Consider the following 17,382-nt stretch of genomic DNA (forward strand, 5'->3'; position numbering starts at 1 on the left):
GCGAGGGGCCGGGCTCCGGTCGGCACGGCAGTAGGGTGCCGCCCATGCTGCATCTGCGGATGATCGTCCCGCCCGGACGGACGGACGCCGTCGTCACCCTGATCGGCGAGACCGTGGGCACCACGCACCTGGTGGTGCTCCCCGGCGCCGCCCTCGACCCGGCCGGGGACCTGGTGACCTGCGACGTGGCGCGGGAGGTCGGGGACGAACTCCTGCACGGGCTGTGCCGGCTCGGCCTCGAGGAGGACGGCTCGATCGCGGTCGAGAACATCGACCTCTCCCTCTCCCGGCGCGCCGACGCGGCGGAACGGGAGGCGCCCGGCGAGGCCGAGGACGCCGTGATCTGGGAGCAGTTGGCAGAGGCGACACAGGAGGAGTCCACCCTCACCATCACCTACACCGCGTTCATGATCTTGGCGACCATGATCGCCGCCTGTGGTGTGGTGCTCGACAACGCGATGCTGATCGTCGGCGCGATGGCCGTCGGCCCGGAGTTCGGACCGCTCACCGGCGTGTGCACGGGCGTGGTGCAGCGTTCCCCCCGGATGGCCGCACGGTCGCTCAGCGCGCTCGTCTTCGGCTTCGCCGTGGCCATCATGGCGACGACCCTGTTCAGCCTGGTGATGAACGAACTCGGCCTGTTCCAGGAGAGCATGCTGAACAGCCCCCGCCCCAACACCAGCTTCGTCTGGCAGCCCGACTCCTTCTCGTTCGTCGTGGCGTTGCTCGCGGGCGTGGCCGGTGTCCTCTCCCTGACCTCCGCCAAGTCCGGGGCGCTGGTGGGCGTGGCGATCTCGGTGACCACGGTCCCGGCCGCCGCCAACGCGGCGGTGGCGCTGAGCTACGGCGACCTGGGCCAGATGTGGGGCTCCACCGAGCAGTTGCTGGTGAACCTGGGGGGCATCATGTTCGCCGGCATCCTCACCCTGATGGGCTGGAAGCTGGTGTGGCACGCCCGGGAGGGGCGGATGACGCGGCGCCCGCAGAGCGCGCCGCGGGACGGCGGCTGAGCCGAGCGGCCGCCGGGTGGCCTTCGGCCGGGGCGACCGGACCGGGGCCGTGCCCGGCCGCTCGGCGAAGGGCCGGTCGGGCACGGCCCCGAGGGGCGTCGGTCAGCCGAGCGCGGACTTCACCGCGTCGGCGAGGCGGCCGGCCACCGCGCAGGCGTGCTCGATGTCGGCGGCCTCGACCATGACCCGGACCAGCGGCTCGGTACCCGAGGGGCGCAGCAGGACCCGTCCGGTGGCGCCCAGTTCGCGCTCCGCCTCCGAGACGGCCGCGGCCAGGTCCGCCGAGCTGGCGACCCGCGACTTGTCCACGTCCGGCACATTGATGAGCACCTGGGGCAGCCGGTCCATCACGGCGGCCAGTTCGGCGAGCGACCGGCCGGTGGCCGCGACCCGGGCGGCCAACATCAGGCCGGTCAGCGTTCCGTCGCCGGTGGTGGCGTGGTCGAGCACGATCACATGGCCGGACTGCTCGCCGCCGAGCGCGTAGCCGTGCTCCTTCATGGCCTCCAGGACGTAGCGGTCGCCGACCGCCGTCTCCACCAGCCGGAGGCCCTCGCGCTCCATCGCCAGTTTGAAGCCGAGGTTGGACATCACGGTGCCGACGACGGCGTCGCCGCGCAGCGTCCCCGCCTCCCGCATGGCGAGCGCGAGCACGGCGAGGATCTGGTCGCCGTCGACCTCCGCGCCGGCCGCGTCGACCGCGAGGCAGCGGTCCGCGTCCCCGTCGTGCGCGATGCCGAGGTCCGCGCCGTGTTCGACGACCGCGGCCTTCAGCAGTGCGAGGTGGGTGGAGCCGCAGCCGTCGTTGATGTTGAGGCCGTCCGGGCTGGCACCGATGGTGACGACCTCGGCACCGGCCCGGGAGAACGCCTCGGGGGACACCCGGGCCGCCGCGCCGTGCGCCTCGTCGAGGACGATCTTCAGCCCGTCGAGCCGGTTCGGCAGGACGGCGATGAGGTGGGCGACGTACTTGTCGAAGCCCTCGTCGTAGTCGCGGACCCGGCCGACGCCCGCGCCGGTGGGCCGCTCCCAGGGAGCACCGGTGCGGTGCTCGTCGTACACGGTCTCGATCCGGTCCTCGAGCTCGTCGGCGAGCTTGTGACCGCCGCGGGCGAAGAACTTCACCCCGTTGTCGGGCATGGCGTTGTGACTCGCGGAGAGCATCACACCGAGGTCGGCGCCGAGCACTCCGGTGAGGTAGGCCACGGCCGGCGTCGGCAGCACGCCGACCCGCAGGACGTCCACTCCCGCGCTCGCGAGGCCGGCCACCACGGCGGCCTCCAGGAACTCTCCCGACGCACGCGGGTCCCGCCCGACCACGGCGGTGGGCCGGTGGCCTTCAAAAGTTCCCGCCTCGGCGAGCACATGCGCCGCGGCGACCGACAGGCCGAGCGCCAGCTCCGCCGTCAGATCCGCGTTGGCAACACCACGCACGCCGTCCGTGCCGAAGAGTCGTCCCACAGCTGTCCTCCGAACTGCTTCGAAATTGCGATCCCCTGAGCGCCTGATGCCCTTTTTTACACGCATGTCGCTCAGAACGTGCCCAAGGTTATGAAAAGACGTACGCCCCGACAGCACAGACAGTGCCGCCGGGGCGTACGTACGAAAGCAGGCCGAGCAGGCGATTTAGCGCTTGCTGTACTGCGGGGCCTTGCGAGCCTTCTTGAGACCGGCCTTCTTGCGCTCGACCGCACGGTCGTCGCGGGAGAGGAAGCCGGCCTTCTTCAGCGCCGGGCGGTTGTTCTCGACATCCGCCTCGTTCAGCGCACGGGCCACACCGAGGCGCAGGGCCCCGGCCTGACCGGAGACTCCGCCACCCGAGATGCGGGCGACGACGTCGTAGCGGTTGTCCAGCTCGAGCACCTTGAAGGGCTCGTTGACTTCCTGCTGGTGCACCTTGTTCGGGAAGTAGTCCTCGAGGGTGCGCCCGTTGATCTTCCACTTGCCGGTGCCCGGAACGATCCGGACGCGGGCGATGGCGTTCTTGCGGCGACCCAGGCCGGCGGCCGGCTGCGGGTCACCGAAGCGGGACGCCAGGGACTCGGTGGTGTACTCGCCCTCGACGGGAACCTCGGACTCGAAGGTGGTGACCTCGGCGTAGGTCTCCTCGCCCTCGATGCCCTCGACGGGGGTCTCAACAGTGGTCTCGGCCACGATTCTCCTCAGATTTCTTTCGTTCTTAGGGGGTGGCCGGAACTACTGCGCGACCTGGGTGATCTCGAACGGGACCGGCTGCTGGGCAGCGTGCGGGTGGTTCTCGCCCGCGTAGACCTTCAGCTTCGAGAGCATCTGACGGCCCAGGGTGTTCTTGGGGATCATGCCCTTGATGGCCTTCTCGACGGCCTTCTCGGGGCTCTTGGCCAGAAGCTCGTCGTAGCGGACGGAGCGCAGACCACCCGGGAAGCCGGAGTGGCGGTAGGCCATCTTCTGGGTCTTCTTGTTGCCGGACAGGTGGACCTTGTCAGCGTTGATGATGATGACAAAGTCGCCCATGTCCATGTGGGGGGCGTAGATCGGCTTGTGCTTGCCCCGGAGGAGGTTCGCTGCCGTAGTCGCCAGACGGCCCAGGACGATGTCCTGCGCGTCGATGATGTGCCACTGGCGCGTGACATCGCCGGGCTTGGGGCTGTACGTACGCACGGTCGTAGCCTTCGCTTCTTCAGTGAGTGGTCCTGACAGGGCCTCCGGGACGATGCACGACAGCCTTGGCGGTACCGCGGGGACGCAACCCGTGTACATGCCGCTGGTCATCGGTCCGGTGGACCGGCGTAAGGGCCCCTCGCGTGAGAACGACCAAGCCAATACGCATAACAAACCTGAAGCCTACCCGGCCCGTCCCGCACGGGTCAAAACGGCCGCGGCCCACCGGACCCACCCGTCCGGAGGACACGAGGCCGGCACCGTGCCCGGCGCCGGGGTCCCGGCCCACGGCTCAGCGCCCGTCGGGTGGTCTTCGACCGACTGGCTCTCAGCGGGACCGCTCCACCCGGCGCTCGTCCCAGACCGGCTCCGTCGTCTCACGGACGACGCCGTCCGCGCCGAAGACCAGGTAGCGGTCGAAGGTCTTCGCGAACCAGCGGTCGTGGGTGACCGCGAGGACGGTGCCCTCGTAGGACTCCAGACCGTCCTGGAGCGCCTCCGCCGACTCCAGGTCCAGGTTGTCGGTCGGCTCGTCGAGGAGCAGCGCCGTCGTGCCGGAGAGCTCCAGGAGAAGGATCTGGAAGCGGGCCTGCTGGCCGCCGGAGAGCCGCTCGAAAGGCTGGTCGCCCTGCCCCTCCAGCTCGTAGCGCCGCAGGACCGACATCGCCCCGCCCCGGTCCTTCGCGTGCTCCGACCACAGGATGTCCACCAGCGAACGGCCGCGGAGTTCGGGGTGCGCGTGGGTCTGGGCGAAATGGCCCGGGACGACCCGCGCGCCGGTCTTCCACAGGCCCGTGTGCGCGACCGTCGGATCGCCCGCGAGGAGCCGGAGGAAATGCGACTTCCCGGAGCCGTTCGACCCGAGCACCGCCACCCGCTCACCGTAGAAGACCTCCAGCGAGAAGGGCTTCATCAGCCCGGTCAGCTCAAGGTTCTCGCAGGTCACGGCACGGACACCGGTACGTCCTCCGCGCAGCCGCATCCGGATGTCCTGCTCGCGCGGCGGCTCCGGTGGCGGTCCCGCCTCCTCGAACTTCCTCAGCCGGGTCTGGGCCGCCGCGTACCGGGACGCCATCTCGTGGCTCACCGCCGCGGCCTGCCGCAGGTTGACCACCAGCCTCTTCAGCTGCGCGTGCTTCTCCTCCCAGCGGCGCTTCAGCTCCTCGAAGCGCGCGAAGCGCTCCCGCCGCGCCGCGTGGAAGGTGCCGAAACCACCGCCGTGGACCCACACGTCCGAACCGGCGGGCCCCGGCTCGACCGCCACGATCTTCTGGGCGGCACGCGCCAGCAGCTCCCGGTCGTGCGAGATGAAGAGCACGGTCTTGCGCGTCTCCCGCAGCCGCTCCTCCAGCCATCGCTTGCCGGGGACGTCCAGATAGTTGTCGGGCTCGTCGAGGAGCAGCACCTCGTCGGTGCCGCGCAGCAGCGACTCCAGGACGAGCCGCTTCTGCTCGCCGCCGCTGAGCGTGCGCACCTCGCGGAACTGCGCCTTCTCGTAGGGGACGCCGAGCGCCGCCATCGTGCACATGTCCCAGACGGTCTCGGCCTCGTAGCCCTGCGCCTCGGCCCAGTCGCTGAGGGCCTGCGCGTACGCCATCTGCGCGGCCTCGTCGTCGACGGTCATGATCCGGTGCTCGGCCTCGTCGACCGCCCGCGCCGCTTGCCGGATGCGGGGCCGGGCCACGGAGACCAGCAGGTCCCGGACCGTACGCTCGTCGTTCCCCCGCGGCGCACCCGGCTCGGACGGCGCCTCCTGCGAGCCGATGAACTGGGGCATCACACCGAGTCCGCCGCCGACGGTGACGGTGCCGCCGTGCGGCTGCAGCTCACCGGAGATCATCCGGAGCAACGTGGTCTTCCCGGCGCCGTTGGCGCCGACCAGGGCGACCACCGCACCCTCGCCGACCCGGAAGGAGGCGTCGGCGAGCAGCACCCTCCCGTCCGGAAGGTAGTACTCCAGATGCGCGACCTCGACATGTCCCATGGGAGGCATTGTCGCCGCCGGTCGGGTGGTACCCCAACCGGTTTAGGATGCGCGGCATGAGCTTTGGGGGACCGCGGTGGCCGCAGCAGCCGCAGCCGGACGGACAGCAGGGTGACACCTGGCAGCAGCAGCCCGGCCCCTTCCCGGGGGCCCAGGCGTCAGCGACCCCCGACTGGGGAGCGCTCGCGGACGCCTCCGCCGCCCGGACCCGCCGCAAGCGCCTGCTGATGATCGGCGGCGGAACGCTGGCCACCCTCGCGGTCGGCGCGATCGTCGCCACGGCCGTGGTCGTCGGGGGCGGCGGAAGCGACCCCGAGGCGAACGGCCCGGCCGGCCCCACCGGCTCGGCCGCCCCGAGCGGCTCCCCCACGCCCGGCCCGGACTTCTCCTCGGTGGCCCCGCCACCCCCGCCCAACCCCAAGGACTTCATCGCCGACGAGAAGAAGGACAAGGCCCCGCTCAGCGCCGAGGGCCTCTTCCCGGGGAAGAAGCTCACGATGAGTGGGCGGGCGTACCGCAAGGGCGCCACCTCCTCCACGACCGACTGCGCGAGCGTCACGCAGGGCGCCCTGGGCACGGTGCTCCGGCGGAACGGCTGCGACCGGGTGATCCGGGCCACCTACGTGAAGGACGGGGTCGCCCTCACCGTCGGGGTCGCCGTCTTCTCCACCGAGGCGGAGGCCCTCAAGGCGAAGAACCAGGCCACGGGAGGCATCGCGCCGCTGGCCGGCGCCGGGGTGGGTGACTTCTGCCACGCCACGGTCTGCCTGCGCCGCTCCAACGCCATCGGCCGGTACGCGTACTTCACCCAGGCCGGCTTCACCGACGGCAGGAAGGTCGCGAGGAGCGACCAGGCGGTCTTCCAGGCCAGCGACGACCTGGGGACCTTCGCCTTCAACCAGATCTACGACCGCGGCAGGACCCAGGCCGCTGAACAAGCCGGGTGAGCCGGTGCCTGACGCGGCACCGGTGCCGCGTCGGACCGGAGGGAGGCCGCCCGGCACGCTGAGAGCCTGTCGGGTGGCCCACACCGGCAGCGTGCGTGCCAGGGCGTGGCCACCCGGCCAGAGACCCACCCGACAGGCTCTCAGCAGCAGCCGGCGTTCCCGGGGAGTGACCTCCGGTTCCTGGCCTCCAGGTTCCGGGCGGCCAGATGTTCGTCGGCCGGGTAGCCGACCTCTTCCAGGGTGAGGCCGTGCGGCCGCACGACGTGCACGGCGGAGTCGCGTACCCCGGCGGCCAGCACCTTGCCCGGCCAGTCGGCCGGCCGGTGCCCGTCGCCCACGAACAGCAGGGCGCCGACCAACGAGCGCACCATGTTGTGGCAGAAGGCGTCGGCCATCACGGTGGCTTCGAGCACGCCGTCGGGCCGACGCTCCCAGCGCAGCTCCCGCAGGGTGCGGATGGTGGTGGCCCCCTCGCGCTTCTTGCAGTACGCGGCGAAGTCGTGCTCGCCCACCAGACGCTCGGCGGCGACGTTCATGGCGTCCATGTCCAGGGCCCAGTCGTGCCACAGGACGTGGCCGCGCAGAAGCGGGTCGACGCCACCGGGGTTGTCGGTGACGCGATACGCGTAGCGGCGCCAGACGGCGGAGAAGCGGGCGTTGAAGCCGTCGGGCGCCTCGGCCAGGCGCCAGATCCGCACGTCGTGCGCGAGCCGCCCGGCGAGCCGGCGCAGCAGCTTGTCACGGTGGTCTTCCCACAGCTCCGCCGGCAGGTCGACGTGGGCGACCTGGCCGCGCGCGTGCACACCGGCGTCGGTGCGCCCGGCGACGGTCAGCTCGTAGGTCTCCTTGGACCGGGTCACCGTGCGCAGGGCGTCCTCGATGTCGCCCTGCACGGTCCGCTGCCCCTGGGCCTGCTTGGCCCAGCCGGAGAAGTCCCTGCCGTCGTAGGACAGGTCCATCCGGACGCGGACGAAACCGGGCTGCACGTCATCGCTCACGCGGAAAATCCTCTCAGAACCCTGTGCACACGGAAGCGGGCCCGCACCCCCAGGGGTACGGGCCCGCCCGCGAGAAAACGTCGGGACGCCCAGAGCCTGCCGACCGGCCTCCGGCCGGGCGGCGGGCTCTCAGGCCACCGGGTCGCCCGCCTGCGCGGACGAACCGGATCAGGCGTCCTTCGACTCCTCGGCCGGAGCCTCGGCGGTGTCCTCGGCCTTGGTGTCCTCGGCCTTGGTCTCCTCGGCCTCCTTGACCGCGCGCTTGGCGGCGGCCTCGGCCTCGGCGACGGTCGCCTTCTTGGCGATCTCGCCCTCGACGAGCTCGATCACGGCCATCGGGGCGTTGTCGCCACGACGGTTGCCGATCTTCGTGATGCGGGTGTAACCACCCGGGCGCTCGGCGTAACGCGGCGCGATCTCGGTGAAGAGGGTGTGGACGATGCCCTTGTCGGTGATCGTCTGCAGCACCAGGCGACGGTTGTGGATGTCGCCCTTCTTCGCCTTGGTGATCAGTCGCTCGGCGACCGGACGCAGGCGGCGGGCCTTGGCTTCGGTCGTGGTGATGCGGCCGTGCTCGAAGAGCGACTTCGCCAGGTTGGCGAGCAGCAGACGCTCGTGAGCGGCGCTGCCGCCGAAGCGGGCACCCTTGGTGGGACGCGGCATGGTGTTTCTCCTTGTGATCTGCACCGGCCGTGTGAGGTACCGGTGTCAGTGTCCGCGCGGGCGGTCTGCCCGACGGAGATCCGGGGGGAACCCGGAAAGCCCGGGGCCCGAGGGCTCCGGAAGTCGTCGTCCCCGACCGGTGGCCGGAGGGGTCGTCCGTCGCGCCGGGGGCCGGGACCCCGAAGGGCCCCGGTCCCCGGCGACGCGGCGACTAGTACTGCTCGGTCTCGACGAAGCCCGCGTCCGCGTCGTCGTCGGCGCCGAAGGCGTCGGCGGCGGCCGTCGGGTCGAATCCGGGCGGGCTGTCCTTGAGGGCCAGGCCCATGCCGGCCAGCTTCGCCTTGACCTCATCGATCGACTTCGCACCGAAGTTGCGGATGTCGAGCAGGTCGGCCTCGGAACGCGCCACGAGCTCACCCACGGAGTGGATGCCCTCACGCTTGAGGCAGTTGTACGAACGAACGGTGAGCTCGAGCTCCTCGATCGGCAGCGCGAGGTCGGCGGCGAGGGCGGCGTCCGTCGGGGACGGGCCCATGTCGATGCCCTCGGCGTCGATGTTGAGCTCGCGCGCCAGACCGAACAGCTCGACCAGCGTCTTGCCGGCGGACGCCATGGCGTCGCGCGGGCGCATGGCCTGCTTGGTCTCGACGTCGACGATCAGCTTGTCGAAGTCGGTGCGCTGCTCGACTCGGGTCGCCTCGACCTTGTAGGTGACCTTGAGCACCGGCGAGTAGATGGAGTCGACCGGGATACGGCCGATCTCCTGGCCCACCTGCTTGTTCTGGACGGCGGAGACGTAACCGCGGCCGCGCTCGACCGTCAGCTCCATCTCCAGCTTGCCCTTGCCGTTGAGCGTGGCGAGGACCAGGTCCGGGTTGTGCACCTCGACACCGGCCGGCGGGGCGATGTCGGCGGCGGTGACCAGGCCGGGGCCCTGCTTGCGCAGGTACATCACGACCGGCTCGTCGTGCTCGGAGGAGACGACCAGCTGCTTGATGTTCAGGATGAGGTCGGTGACGTCCTCCTTGACGCCCGGCACGGTGGTGAACTCGTGCAGGACACCGTCGATGCGGATGGACGTGACGGCCGCACCCGGGATCGAGGAGAGGAGCGTACGACGGAGGCTGTTGCCGAGCGTGTAGCCGAAGCCCGGCTCCAGCGGCTCGATGACGAACCGCGAGCGGTATTCGTCGACGACCTCTTCGGTCAGCGAGGGACGCTGAGCGATCAGCATGTTGTGAGTCCTTCAGTCATGGACACCCACTATTTGATGTCCTGAGGTACTGCTGGTACTGCAAGGGTACGGGCGGCACGCCCCCGAAGAGCCGTACCGCCCGAAGTCCGTGTCAAGCGGCGTGCGTCAGACGCGGCGGCGCTTGGGGGGACGGCAGCCGTTGTGCGGCGTGGGGGTGACGTCCTGGATCGAACCGACCTCGAGGCCCGTGGCCTGGAGGGAGCGGATCGCGGTCTCGCGGCCGGAGCCCGGACCCTTGACGAAGACGTCGACCTTGCGCATGCCGTGCTCCTGCGCGCGGCGGGCGGCCGACTCGGCGGCCATCTGCGCGGCGAAGGGGGTCGACTTGCGCGAGCCCTTGAAGCCGACGTGGCCGGCGGAGGCCCAGGAGATCACGTTGCCGGACGGGTCCGTGATCGAGACGATCGTGTTGTTGAACGTGCTCTTGATGTGCGCGTGGCCGTGAGCGACGTTCTTCTTTTCCTTGCGGCGCACCTTCTTGGCAGCGCCCTGACGACCCTTGGGGGGCATCTATATCTCCTACGGGAGGTGGTCGGTCCTACAGCGAAGACCGCGTGGTCAAGCGTCCGCTGAGGACTACTTCTTGCCCGGCTTCTTCTTGCCGGCGATGGCGCGACGCGGGCCCTTGCGGGTACGGGCGTTCGTGCTGGTGCGCTGACCGTGGACCGGAAGGCCACGACGGTGACGCAGACCCTGGTAGCAGCCGATCTCGACCTTGCGGCGGATGTCGGCCTGGATCTCACGGCGGAGGTCACCCTCGGTACGGAGGTTGGCGTCCACGTACTCGCGGATCTTGACCAGGTCCTCTTCGGCCAGGTCACGAACGCGGGTGTTCGGGTTCACGCCGGTGGAGGCGAGGATCTCCTTGGACCGGGTGCGCCCGATACCGAAGACGTAGGTGAGTGCGATCTCCACACGCTTTTCGCGCGGGATGTCGACACCGGAAACGCGTGCCATTCAATGGCTCCTGTGTGTTCGGGGGTCTTCCGCAAAGCCGCTCCCGACCGCCGTATGAGGTACGAATCGGGTCCCCGGCCCCCGCCGGAGGTGCCGCCGACCCTTGCGGGCTGGGCGGGCTCTGCGTATGTACGTATTACTCGCGTCGCACGAGGAACTGCTTCAGGTGCAGGTCGGTCGGCGTGCGTCAGCCCTGGCGCTGCTTGTGGCGCAGGTTGTCGCAGATGACCATGACCCGGCCGTGACGGCGGATCACCTTGCACTTGTCGCAGATCTTCTTGACGCTCGGCTTGACCTTCATGGGATGTGAGGTTCTCCGGGTCAGTGCCACCACCCGCGCCGGAGGCGGGGTGCGGGCAAGATCTACTTGTACCGGTAGACGATCCGGCCACGCGTCAGGTCATAGGGAGAGAGCTCCACCACGACCCGGTCGTCCGGAAGGATTCGGATGTAGTGCATCCGCATCTTGCCGGAGATGTGCGCGAGGACCTTGTGACCGTTCTGGAGCTCCACCTTGAACATGGCGTTCGGGAGGGACTCGATCACGGTGCCCTCGATTTCGATGGCACCTTGCTTCTTGGCCACGCTTCGCCTTTCGAATCGGCTACCTTGATCGACTCTCGCCACCGCGTGCGGACACACGGGTACACGAGAGCCGACGCATCAGTCTACGTCAGCCCCTTGGAAAAGACGAATCGAGGAGTGTTCCCACCTCGGAAGATCCTTACGCAAGGAGCCACGCCGTAGAAGTCCAGGGGTGAGACGGCTCAGGCGAGCGGGTCGGGCGCCGCGGTGACGCCCAGTTCCGCCAGCTTCGCCTTGCCGCCGTCGGGCGCGGTGAGGACCAGCGGACCGGCCTCCGTCAGGGCCACCGAGTGCTCCCAGTGGGAGGACCAGGTGCCGTCCGTGGTGATGACCGTCCAGTCGTCCGACAGCACCTCGGTCCGCGGGGTGCCCAGCGACACCATCGGCTCGATCGCCAGGCAGAAGCCGGGAACCAGCTTCGGCCCCTTGCCGCGCTTGCGGGACACGTAGTTGAGCAGGTGCGGGTCCATGTGCATCTCGGTGCCGATGCCGTGGCCGCCGTAGTCCTCGACGATGCCGTACTTGCCGCCACCCGGCTTCGGCTGGCGGCGGATGTAGGTCTCGATGGCGCGCGAGACGTCGACCAGGCGGTTGCCGTTCCTCATCGCGGCGATGCCCGCCCACATGGACTCCTCGGTCACCCGGGAGAGCTCGATCAGCTCCGGGGCGTGACCGGAGCCGACGAAGGCGGTGTAGGCCGCGTCGCCGTGCCAGCCGTCGATGATCGCGCCGCAGTCGATCGAGATGATGTCGCCGTCCTTGAGGACGGTCTTCTCGTCCGGGATGCCGTGGACGACGACCTCGTTCACCGAGGTGCAGATCGTCGCCGGGAAGCCTCCGTAGCCCAGGAAGTTCGACTTGGCACCGTGGTCGGCGATCACCTTGCGGGCGACCTCGTCGAGATCGCGGGTCGTCGCGCCGGGCACCGCGGCCTCGCGGGTAGCCGCGTGGATGGCCGCGACGACCAACCCCGCCTCGCGCATCTTCGCGATCTGCTCGGGGGTCTTGATCTGCACCATCGTCGCGGGAGCCTTTCCATACGAGTACACGGGGACGGAAACAACGATACGGCCGCGACGCCCCGAGGGGCACCGCGGCCGTATCCGTGCTGTCGTGCCGAGGCCGGTCAGCTCTTCTTGAGCGCGGCCATCGCGCGCGCCGTGACCTCGTCCACCTTGCCGAGCGCCGAGATCGTCACGACCAGGTTCTGCGCCCGGTAGTAGTCGATGATCGGCTCGGTCTGGGTGTGGTAGACCTCCAGGCGCCGGCGGACGGTCCCCTCGGAGTCGTCGTCGCGCTGGTAGAGCTCCCCGCCGCACAGGTCACAGACACCCTCCGCCTTCGCCGGGGAGTAGGTGACGTGGAAGACGTGCGCGCTTTCGTTGCGGCAGATGCGGCGACCCGCGATCCGCTTCACGACCTCGTCCTCGGGGACCTCGAGGTCCAGCACCGCGTCCAGCTGCATGTCCTCGGCCTTGAGGACCACATCCAGAGCCTCGGCCTGGGCCACGTTGCGCGGGAACCCGTCCAGCAGGAAGCCGTTGGCGGCGTCCGCCTGCTCCATGCGGTCCTTGGCCATCCCGATGGTGACCTCGTCCGGTACAAGGTCGCCGGCGTCCATGTACGCCTTGGCCTTGAGTCCCAACTCCGTGCCCTGACTGATGTTGGCGCGGAACAGGTCACCCGTGGAGATGTGCGGGATGTCCAGGTTCTTGGCAAGGAACGCGGCCTGCGTACCCTTGCCGGCCCCGGGCGGTCCGACGAGGACGATTCGCATCAGCGGAGGAACCCTTCGTAATTGCGCTGCTGGAGCTGGCTCTCGATCTGCTTCACGGTCTCCAGCCCCACACCCACGATGATGAGGATGCTCGTCCCACCGAAGGGGAAGTTGGCATTGGCGCCGCCGAAGCCTGCCAACGCCATCGTCGGCACAAGAGCGATCAGACCCAGATACAGCGAGCCCGGCCAAGTGATCCGGTTGAGCACGTAGCTCAGATACTCGGCAGTAGGTCGACCAGCCCGGATACCCGGGATGAAGCCACCATACTTCTTCATGTTGTCGGCGACTTCCTCGGGGTTGAACGAGATCGCCACGTAGAAGAAGGCGAAGAACACGATCAGGAGGAAGTAGGCGGCGATGTAGTACGGGTGGTCACCCTTGACGAAGTGGGCTTCGATCCAGGTTTTCCAGCCTGCGGTGGAGCTCGAGAACTGCGCGATCAAGGCTGGGATGTAGAGCAGCGACGAGGCGAAGATGACAGGAATCACACCTGCCTGGTTCACCTTGAGCGGGATGTATGTGGACGTTCCGCCGTAGGACCTGCGGCCGATCATCCGCTTCGCGTACTGCACGGGGATGCGCCGCTGGGCCTGCTCGACGAAGACGACGAGCCCGACCATCACGAAGCCGATCAGGATGACGGTCCCGAACTCGATCCAGCCCTTGGCGAGCTTGCCGCTCTCCTTGATGGCCCACAGGGCGCCCGGGAAGCCGGCGGCGATCGAGATGAACATCAGGATGGACATGCCGTTGCCGATGCCGCGGTCGGTGATGAGCTCACCGAGCCACATGACCACCGCGGTGCCCGCGGTCATCGTGATGACCATCGTGGCGGTGGTGAAGATGGACTGGTCGGGAACGACCTGGTTGGCGACCGTGCAGCCGCTGAACAGCGCGCCGGTGCGTGCCGTCGCGACCAGTCCGGTGCCCTGGAGGATGGCGAGGGCGATCGTCAGGTAGCGCGTGTACTGCGTGATCTTGGCCGTGCCGGACTGCCCCTCCTTCTTCAGGGCCTCCAGGCGCGGGATCACCACAGTCAGCAGCTGCAGGATGATGCTCGCCGTGATGTACGGCATGATGCCGAGCGCGAAGATGGTGATCTGCAGCAGCGCGCCGCCGCTGAACATGTTCACCAAGCCGAACAGCGAGTTGTTGCCCTGGCTGGCCTGATCCACACACTGCTGGACGGCTTTGTAGCTGACGCCGGGCACGGGGATGTGTGCCCCGAGCCGGTACAGCACGATGATGCCGAGTGTGAAGAGCAGCTTCTTGCGCAGGTCGGGCGTCTTGAACGCCCGGGCGAACGCGGTGAGCACGGTGCCTCCTGCGACCCCCGCGCTATGCGTCAGAGGTGACGGTCTTGAGGTTCGACGAGTAGATACGAGTCAGAAAAACCGCGCGGGCATACCGCACGGAGCCTAGACATGCACGCCACCTTACCGGCGACCATGCCCCCCTAGGAACGACCAACCGGGGATGCCCCTTTTGAGAGGCATCCCCGGTCGGATGTTCATGCCATCGAGTCGTCTCAGACGAGCTCGGTGACGGTGCCGCCGGCAGCGGCGATCTTCTCCTTGGCGGAGCCGGAGACGGCGTCGACCGTCACCTGCAGCGCCACGGAGACCTCGCCCTGGCCAAGGACCTTGACGAGCTGGTTCTTACGAACCGCACCCTTGGCGACCAGATCGGCCACCGTGACCTCGCCACCCTGCGGGTAGAGCGCGGCCAGCTTGTCCAGGTTCACGACCTGGTACTCGGTGCGGAACGGGTTCTTGAAGCCCTTGAGCTTCGGGAGACGCATGTGGAGGGGCATCTGCCCACCCTCGAAGCGCTCCGGAACCTGGTAACGGGCCTTGGTGCCCTTCGTACCACGACCGGCCGTCTTACCCTTCGACGCCTCACCACGACCCACACGGGTCTTGGCGGTCTTGGCGCCCGGGGCGGGACGGAGGTTGTGGACCTTGAGCGGGTTGTTCTCCGCCATGTCAGTCGACCTCCTCGACCGTCACGAGGTGGCGGACGGTGTGCACCATGCCGCGGAACTCGGGACGATCCTCCTTGACGACCACGTCGTTCAGGCGCTTGAGCCCGAGCGAACGCAGAGTGTCACGGTGGTTCTGCTTGCTGCCGATGTACGACTTCGTCTGCGTGATCTTGAGGCGGGCCATTACGCACCCGCTCCCGCACGCGCACGGAGCAGAGCCGCGGGGGCGACGTCCTCGAGGGGCAGACCGCGGCGGGCCGCGATCTCCTCGGGACGCTGCAGACCCCGCAGGGCCGCCACGGTCGCGTGCACGATGTTGATCGCGTTGTCGGAGCCGAGCGACTTCGACAGGATGTCGTGCACGCCCGCGCACTCGAGCACGGCTCGCACCGGGCCACCGGCGATCACACCGGTACCGGGGGAAGCAGGCTTGAGCAGAACGACGCCCGCGGCCTTCTCGCCCTGGATCGGGTGGGGGATGGTGCCCTGGATACGGGGGACCTTGAAGAAGTGCTTCTTGGCCTCCTCCACACCCTTGGCGATGGCGGCCGGCACCTCCTTGGCCTTGCCGTAGCCGACACCGACGGTGCCGTCACCGTCGCCCACCACGACCAGCGCGGTGAAGCTGAAGCGACGACCACCCTTCACAACCTTGGCGACGCGGTTGATCGCGACAACGCGCTCAACGTACGCGGTCTTCTCGGCGGCAGCGGCGCCACCGTCGCGACCCTTCCGGTCCCGCCGCTCGCCGCCACCGGCACCGCTTCCGCGGCGCTGGGGTCCAGCCATTGGATTACCTCTCTCTGTTACGTCCGTTAGTCCCGGAACCGGGGCTCAGAACTTCAGCCCGGCCTCGCGGGCGGCGTCAGCCAGAGCGGCAATGCGCCCGGCGTACCTGTTGCCACCACGGTCGAACACGACGGCCTCGACGCCGGCGGCCTTGGCGCGCTCGGCGACCAGGGAACCGACCTGCTTGGCCTGCGCGGACTTGTCACCCTCGCCGCCACGGATCGACGCGTCCAGGGTCGACGCCGACGCAAGGGTGTGGCCCTTGAGGTCGTCGATGACCTGAGCGGTGATACCGCGGTTGGAACGCGTCACGACGAGGCGCGGACGCTCCGCCGTACCCGACACGTTCTTGCGGATGCGGATGTGGCGGCGCTTCTTGGCAGCGCCCTTGTAGGCGTCGCCCTTGGCGATCTTCACACCGTATGCCATGGCTCTACTTACCAGCCTTTCCGACCTTGCGGCGGATGACCTCGCCCGCGTACTTCACGCCCTTGGCCTTGTACGGGTCGGGCTTGCGCAGCTTGCGGATGTTGGCGGCGACCTCGCCGACCTTCTGCTTGTCGATGCCCTCGACCGAGAACTTGGTCGGCGACTCGACCTTGAAGGAGATGCCCTCGGGCGCCTCCACCAGGATCGGGTGGCTGTAGCCGAGCTGGAACTCCAGGTTGGAGCCCTTCGCGGCCACGCGGTAACCGACACCGCTGATCTCGAGCGCCTTCGTGTACCCCTGGGTCACACCGGTGATCATGTTGGCCACCAGCGTGCGGGACAGGCCGTGCAGGGCCTTGTTCTGACGCTCGTCGTTCGGACGCGTGACGGACAGAACGCCGTCCTCGCCCTTAACGATCTCGATCGGCGCGGCGACGGTGTGGGTCAGGGAACCCTTGGAACCCTTGACCGTGACCGTGCGGCCCTCGATGGTGACGTCCACGCCGGCGGGAACCGTGATGGGGAGCTTGCCAATACGCGACATTAGCTATTCCTCCGTTCCCGGCTACCAGACGTAGGCGAGGACTTCCCCACCCACGCCCTTCTTCTGCGCCTGCTGGCCGGTCAGGAGGCCGTGGGACGTGGAGATGATCGCCACGCCCAGACCGCCGAGGACCTTCGGCAGGTTGGTGGACTTCGCGTAAACCCGGAGGCCCGGCTTCGAGATCCGCTTGATGCCCGCGATGGAGCGCTCACGGTTCGGACCGAACTTGAGCTCGAGAACGAGGTTCTTGCCGACCTCGGCGTCCTCGACCTTCCAGCCCGTGATGAAGCCCTCCTGCTGGAGGATTTCCGCGATGTGAGACTTGATCTTGCTGTGCGGCATCGTCACGGAGTCGTGGTACGCCGAGTTCGCGTTACGCAGACGCGTGAGCATGTCTGCGATCGGATCAGTCATGGTCATGAATTGGCCTTCGGCCTCTCTCGCCGGGGTTTCCTGTATGCGCCATCCCTCTCCCCACACAGGGGCGGGACGGGTGCGGCGCGGGGACCTACGGCGTAGTAAGTCGGTAGGGCGGCGGACGCCCAACCCTCCTAGCCTAAGCCATGGAGGGGTGGACACCCACCAACCCTTTACTTACCGAGAGACTCCGGTCATCCCAACGAAGGGATTACCAGGAGCTCTTGGTCACGCCCGGCAGCTCGCCACGGTGAGCCATCTCACGAAGGCACACGCGGCACAGGCCGAACTTGCGGTACACGGAGTGGGGACGACCACAGCGCTGGCAGCGCGTGTAGCCCCGCACGCCGAACTTGGGCTTGCGGGCAGCCTTCGCGATGAGAGCCTTCTTCGCCATCTC

Annotated in this window: 23 protein-coding genes; 2 read left to right on the forward strand and 21 right to left on the reverse strand. The window is 68.6% G+C overall.

Annotated features, from left to right (window positions below; all coding sequences use genetic code 11):
* The first annotated feature begins 44 nt into the window (after positions 1-44).
* Entirely contained in the window at positions 45-1,010 is a 966-nt protein-coding gene (locus tag OG393_RS12075) for a DUF389 domain-containing protein (RefSeq protein WP_327374670.1), read from the forward strand.
* 102 nt (positions 1,011-1,112) lie between these two features.
* Here the strand turns inward: OG393_RS12075 and glmM are convergent, their stop codons facing one another.
* The 4 genes from glmM to OG393_RS12095 all read right to left on the reverse strand — a co-directional run bounded on the left by glmM (position 1,113) and on the right by OG393_RS12095 (position 5,634).
* Entirely contained in the window at positions 1,113-2,471 is a 1,359-nt protein-coding gene (glmM, locus tag OG393_RS12080) for a phosphoglucosamine mutase (RefSeq protein ID WP_327374671.1), read from the reverse strand.
* Between the two features lie 165 nt (positions 2,472-2,636).
* On the reverse strand, positions 2,637-3,164 hold the full coding sequence (gene rpsI, locus OG393_RS12085) for a 30S ribosomal protein S9 (RefSeq protein WP_327374672.1): 528 nt from the start codon (positions 3,162-3,164) through the stop codon (positions 2,637-2,639).
* Between the two features lie 42 nt (positions 3,165-3,206).
* Complete coding sequence (gene rplM, locus OG393_RS12090; protein ID WP_327374673.1) at positions 3,207-3,650, reverse strand: 50S ribosomal protein L13; 444 nt, start codon at positions 3,648-3,650, stop codon at positions 3,207-3,209.
* Between the two features lie 328 nt (positions 3,651-3,978).
* The gene (locus tag OG393_RS12095) at positions 3,979-5,634 is read right to left on the reverse strand and encodes an ATP-binding cassette domain-containing protein (RefSeq protein ID WP_442817295.1); all 1,656 of its coding nucleotides are present in this window, start codon (positions 5,632-5,634) and stop codon (positions 3,979-3,981) included.
* Positions 5,635-5,690: 56 nt separating this feature from the next.
* Between OG393_RS12095 and OG393_RS12100 the strand changes: the two genes are divergently transcribed.
* A complete protein-coding gene (locus tag OG393_RS12100) occupies positions 5,691-6,581 on the forward strand; it encodes a hypothetical protein (protein WP_327374675.1) in 891 nt (296 codons plus the stop codon).
* A 140-nt stretch (positions 6,582-6,721) separates the two neighbouring features.
* Here OG393_RS12100 and truA read toward each other — a convergent pair whose 3' ends face one another.
* The 17 genes from truA to OG393_RS12185 all read right to left on the reverse strand — a co-directional run bounded on the left by truA (position 6,722) and on the right by OG393_RS12185 (position 17,379).
* The gene (truA, locus tag OG393_RS12105) at positions 6,722-7,579 is read right to left on the reverse strand and encodes a tRNA pseudouridine(38-40) synthase TruA (RefSeq protein ID WP_327374676.1); all 858 of its coding nucleotides are present in this window, start codon (positions 7,577-7,579) and stop codon (positions 6,722-6,724) included.
* 168 nt (positions 7,580-7,747) lie between these two features.
* Complete coding sequence (gene rplQ / locus OG393_RS12110; protein WP_327374677.1) at positions 7,748-8,242, reverse strand: 50S ribosomal protein L17; 495 nt, start codon at positions 8,240-8,242, stop codon at positions 7,748-7,750.
* Between the two features lie 211 nt (positions 8,243-8,453).
* On the reverse strand, positions 8,454-9,476 hold the full coding sequence (locus OG393_RS12115) for a DNA-directed RNA polymerase subunit alpha (RefSeq protein ID WP_003956430.1): 1,023 nt from the start codon (positions 9,474-9,476) through the stop codon (positions 8,454-8,456).
* A 126-nt stretch (positions 9,477-9,602) separates the two neighbouring features.
* Positions 9,603-10,007 carry a 30S ribosomal protein S11 gene (gene rpsK, locus OG393_RS12120; protein ID WP_003956432.1) on the reverse strand — a complete coding sequence of 135 codons (405 nt, stop codon included), beginning with the start codon at positions 10,005-10,007 and terminating at the stop codon, positions 9,603-9,605.
* Positions 10,008-10,073: 66 nt separating this feature from the next.
* Positions 10,074-10,454 carry a 30S ribosomal protein S13 gene (gene rpsM, locus OG393_RS12125; protein WP_146481856.1) on the reverse strand — a complete coding sequence of 127 codons (381 nt, stop codon included), beginning with the start codon at positions 10,452-10,454 and terminating at the stop codon, positions 10,074-10,076.
* 187 nt (positions 10,455-10,641) lie between these two features.
* Positions 10,642-10,755: a 50S ribosomal protein L36 gene (rpmJ, locus tag OG393_RS12130; protein ID WP_003956441.1), complete on the reverse strand. Its 114-nt coding sequence runs from the start codon at positions 10,753-10,755 to the stop codon at positions 10,642-10,644.
* A 62-nt stretch (positions 10,756-10,817) separates the two neighbouring features.
* Positions 10,818-11,039: a translation initiation factor IF-1 gene (infA, locus tag OG393_RS12135; protein WP_003956442.1), complete on the reverse strand. Its 222-nt coding sequence runs from the start codon at positions 11,037-11,039 to the stop codon at positions 10,818-10,820.
* A 182-nt stretch (positions 11,040-11,221) separates the two neighbouring features.
* Entirely contained in the window at positions 11,222-12,058 is an 837-nt protein-coding gene (map, locus tag OG393_RS12140; protein WP_327374678.1) for a type I methionyl aminopeptidase, read from the reverse strand.
* Between the two features lie 107 nt (positions 12,059-12,165).
* Positions 12,166-12,816, reverse strand: a complete 651-nt coding sequence (locus OG393_RS12145; RefSeq protein WP_327374679.1) for an adenylate kinase — start codon at positions 12,814-12,816, stop codon at positions 12,166-12,168.
* Entirely contained in the window at positions 12,816-14,135 is a 1,320-nt protein-coding gene (secY, locus tag OG393_RS12150; protein WP_327374680.1) for a preprotein translocase subunit SecY, read from the reverse strand. Before secY ends, OG393_RS12145 begins: the two co-directional genes overlap by 1 nt.
* 212 nt (positions 14,136-14,347) lie before the next feature.
* Complete coding sequence (gene rplO, locus OG393_RS12155) at positions 14,348-14,803, reverse strand: 50S ribosomal protein L15 (protein ID WP_128985125.1); 456 nt, start codon at positions 14,801-14,803, stop codon at positions 14,348-14,350.
* Between the two features lies 1 nt (position 14,804).
* Positions 14,805-14,987 (reverse strand): 50S ribosomal protein L30, encoded by a 183-nt coding sequence (gene rpmD, locus OG393_RS12160; RefSeq protein ID WP_005313525.1) that lies wholly within the window; start codon positions 14,985-14,987, stop codon positions 14,805-14,807.
* Entirely contained in the window at positions 14,987-15,592 is a 606-nt protein-coding gene (gene rpsE, locus OG393_RS12165) for a 30S ribosomal protein S5 (RefSeq protein ID WP_327374681.1), read from the reverse strand. Before rpsE ends, rpmD begins: the two co-directional genes overlap by 1 nt.
* Positions 15,593-15,637: 45 nt before the next feature.
* Positions 15,638-16,021 carry a 50S ribosomal protein L18 gene (gene rplR, locus OG393_RS12170; RefSeq protein ID WP_056651228.1) on the reverse strand — a complete coding sequence of 128 codons (384 nt, stop codon included), beginning with the start codon at positions 16,019-16,021 and terminating at the stop codon, positions 15,638-15,640.
* 4 nt (positions 16,022-16,025) lie between these two features.
* A complete protein-coding gene (gene rplF, locus OG393_RS12175) occupies positions 16,026-16,565 on the reverse strand; it encodes a 50S ribosomal protein L6 (RefSeq protein ID WP_327374682.1) in 540 nt (179 codons plus the stop codon).
* Positions 16,566-16,586: 21 nt separating this feature from the next.
* A complete protein-coding gene (rpsH, locus tag OG393_RS12180; protein WP_006347222.1) occupies positions 16,587-16,985 on the reverse strand; it encodes a 30S ribosomal protein S8 in 399 nt (132 codons plus the stop codon).
* 208 nt (positions 16,986-17,193) lie between these two features.
* On the reverse strand, positions 17,194-17,379 hold the full coding sequence (locus OG393_RS12185; protein ID WP_003948630.1) for a type Z 30S ribosomal protein S14: 186 nt from the start codon (positions 17,377-17,379) through the stop codon (positions 17,194-17,196).
* Positions 17,380-17,382: the final 3 nt, after the last annotated feature.

This window comes from Streptomyces sp. NBC_01216 (genome assembly GCF_035994945.1).
Classification (GTDB): domain Bacteria; phylum Actinomycetota; class Actinomycetes; order Streptomycetales; family Streptomycetaceae; genus Streptomyces.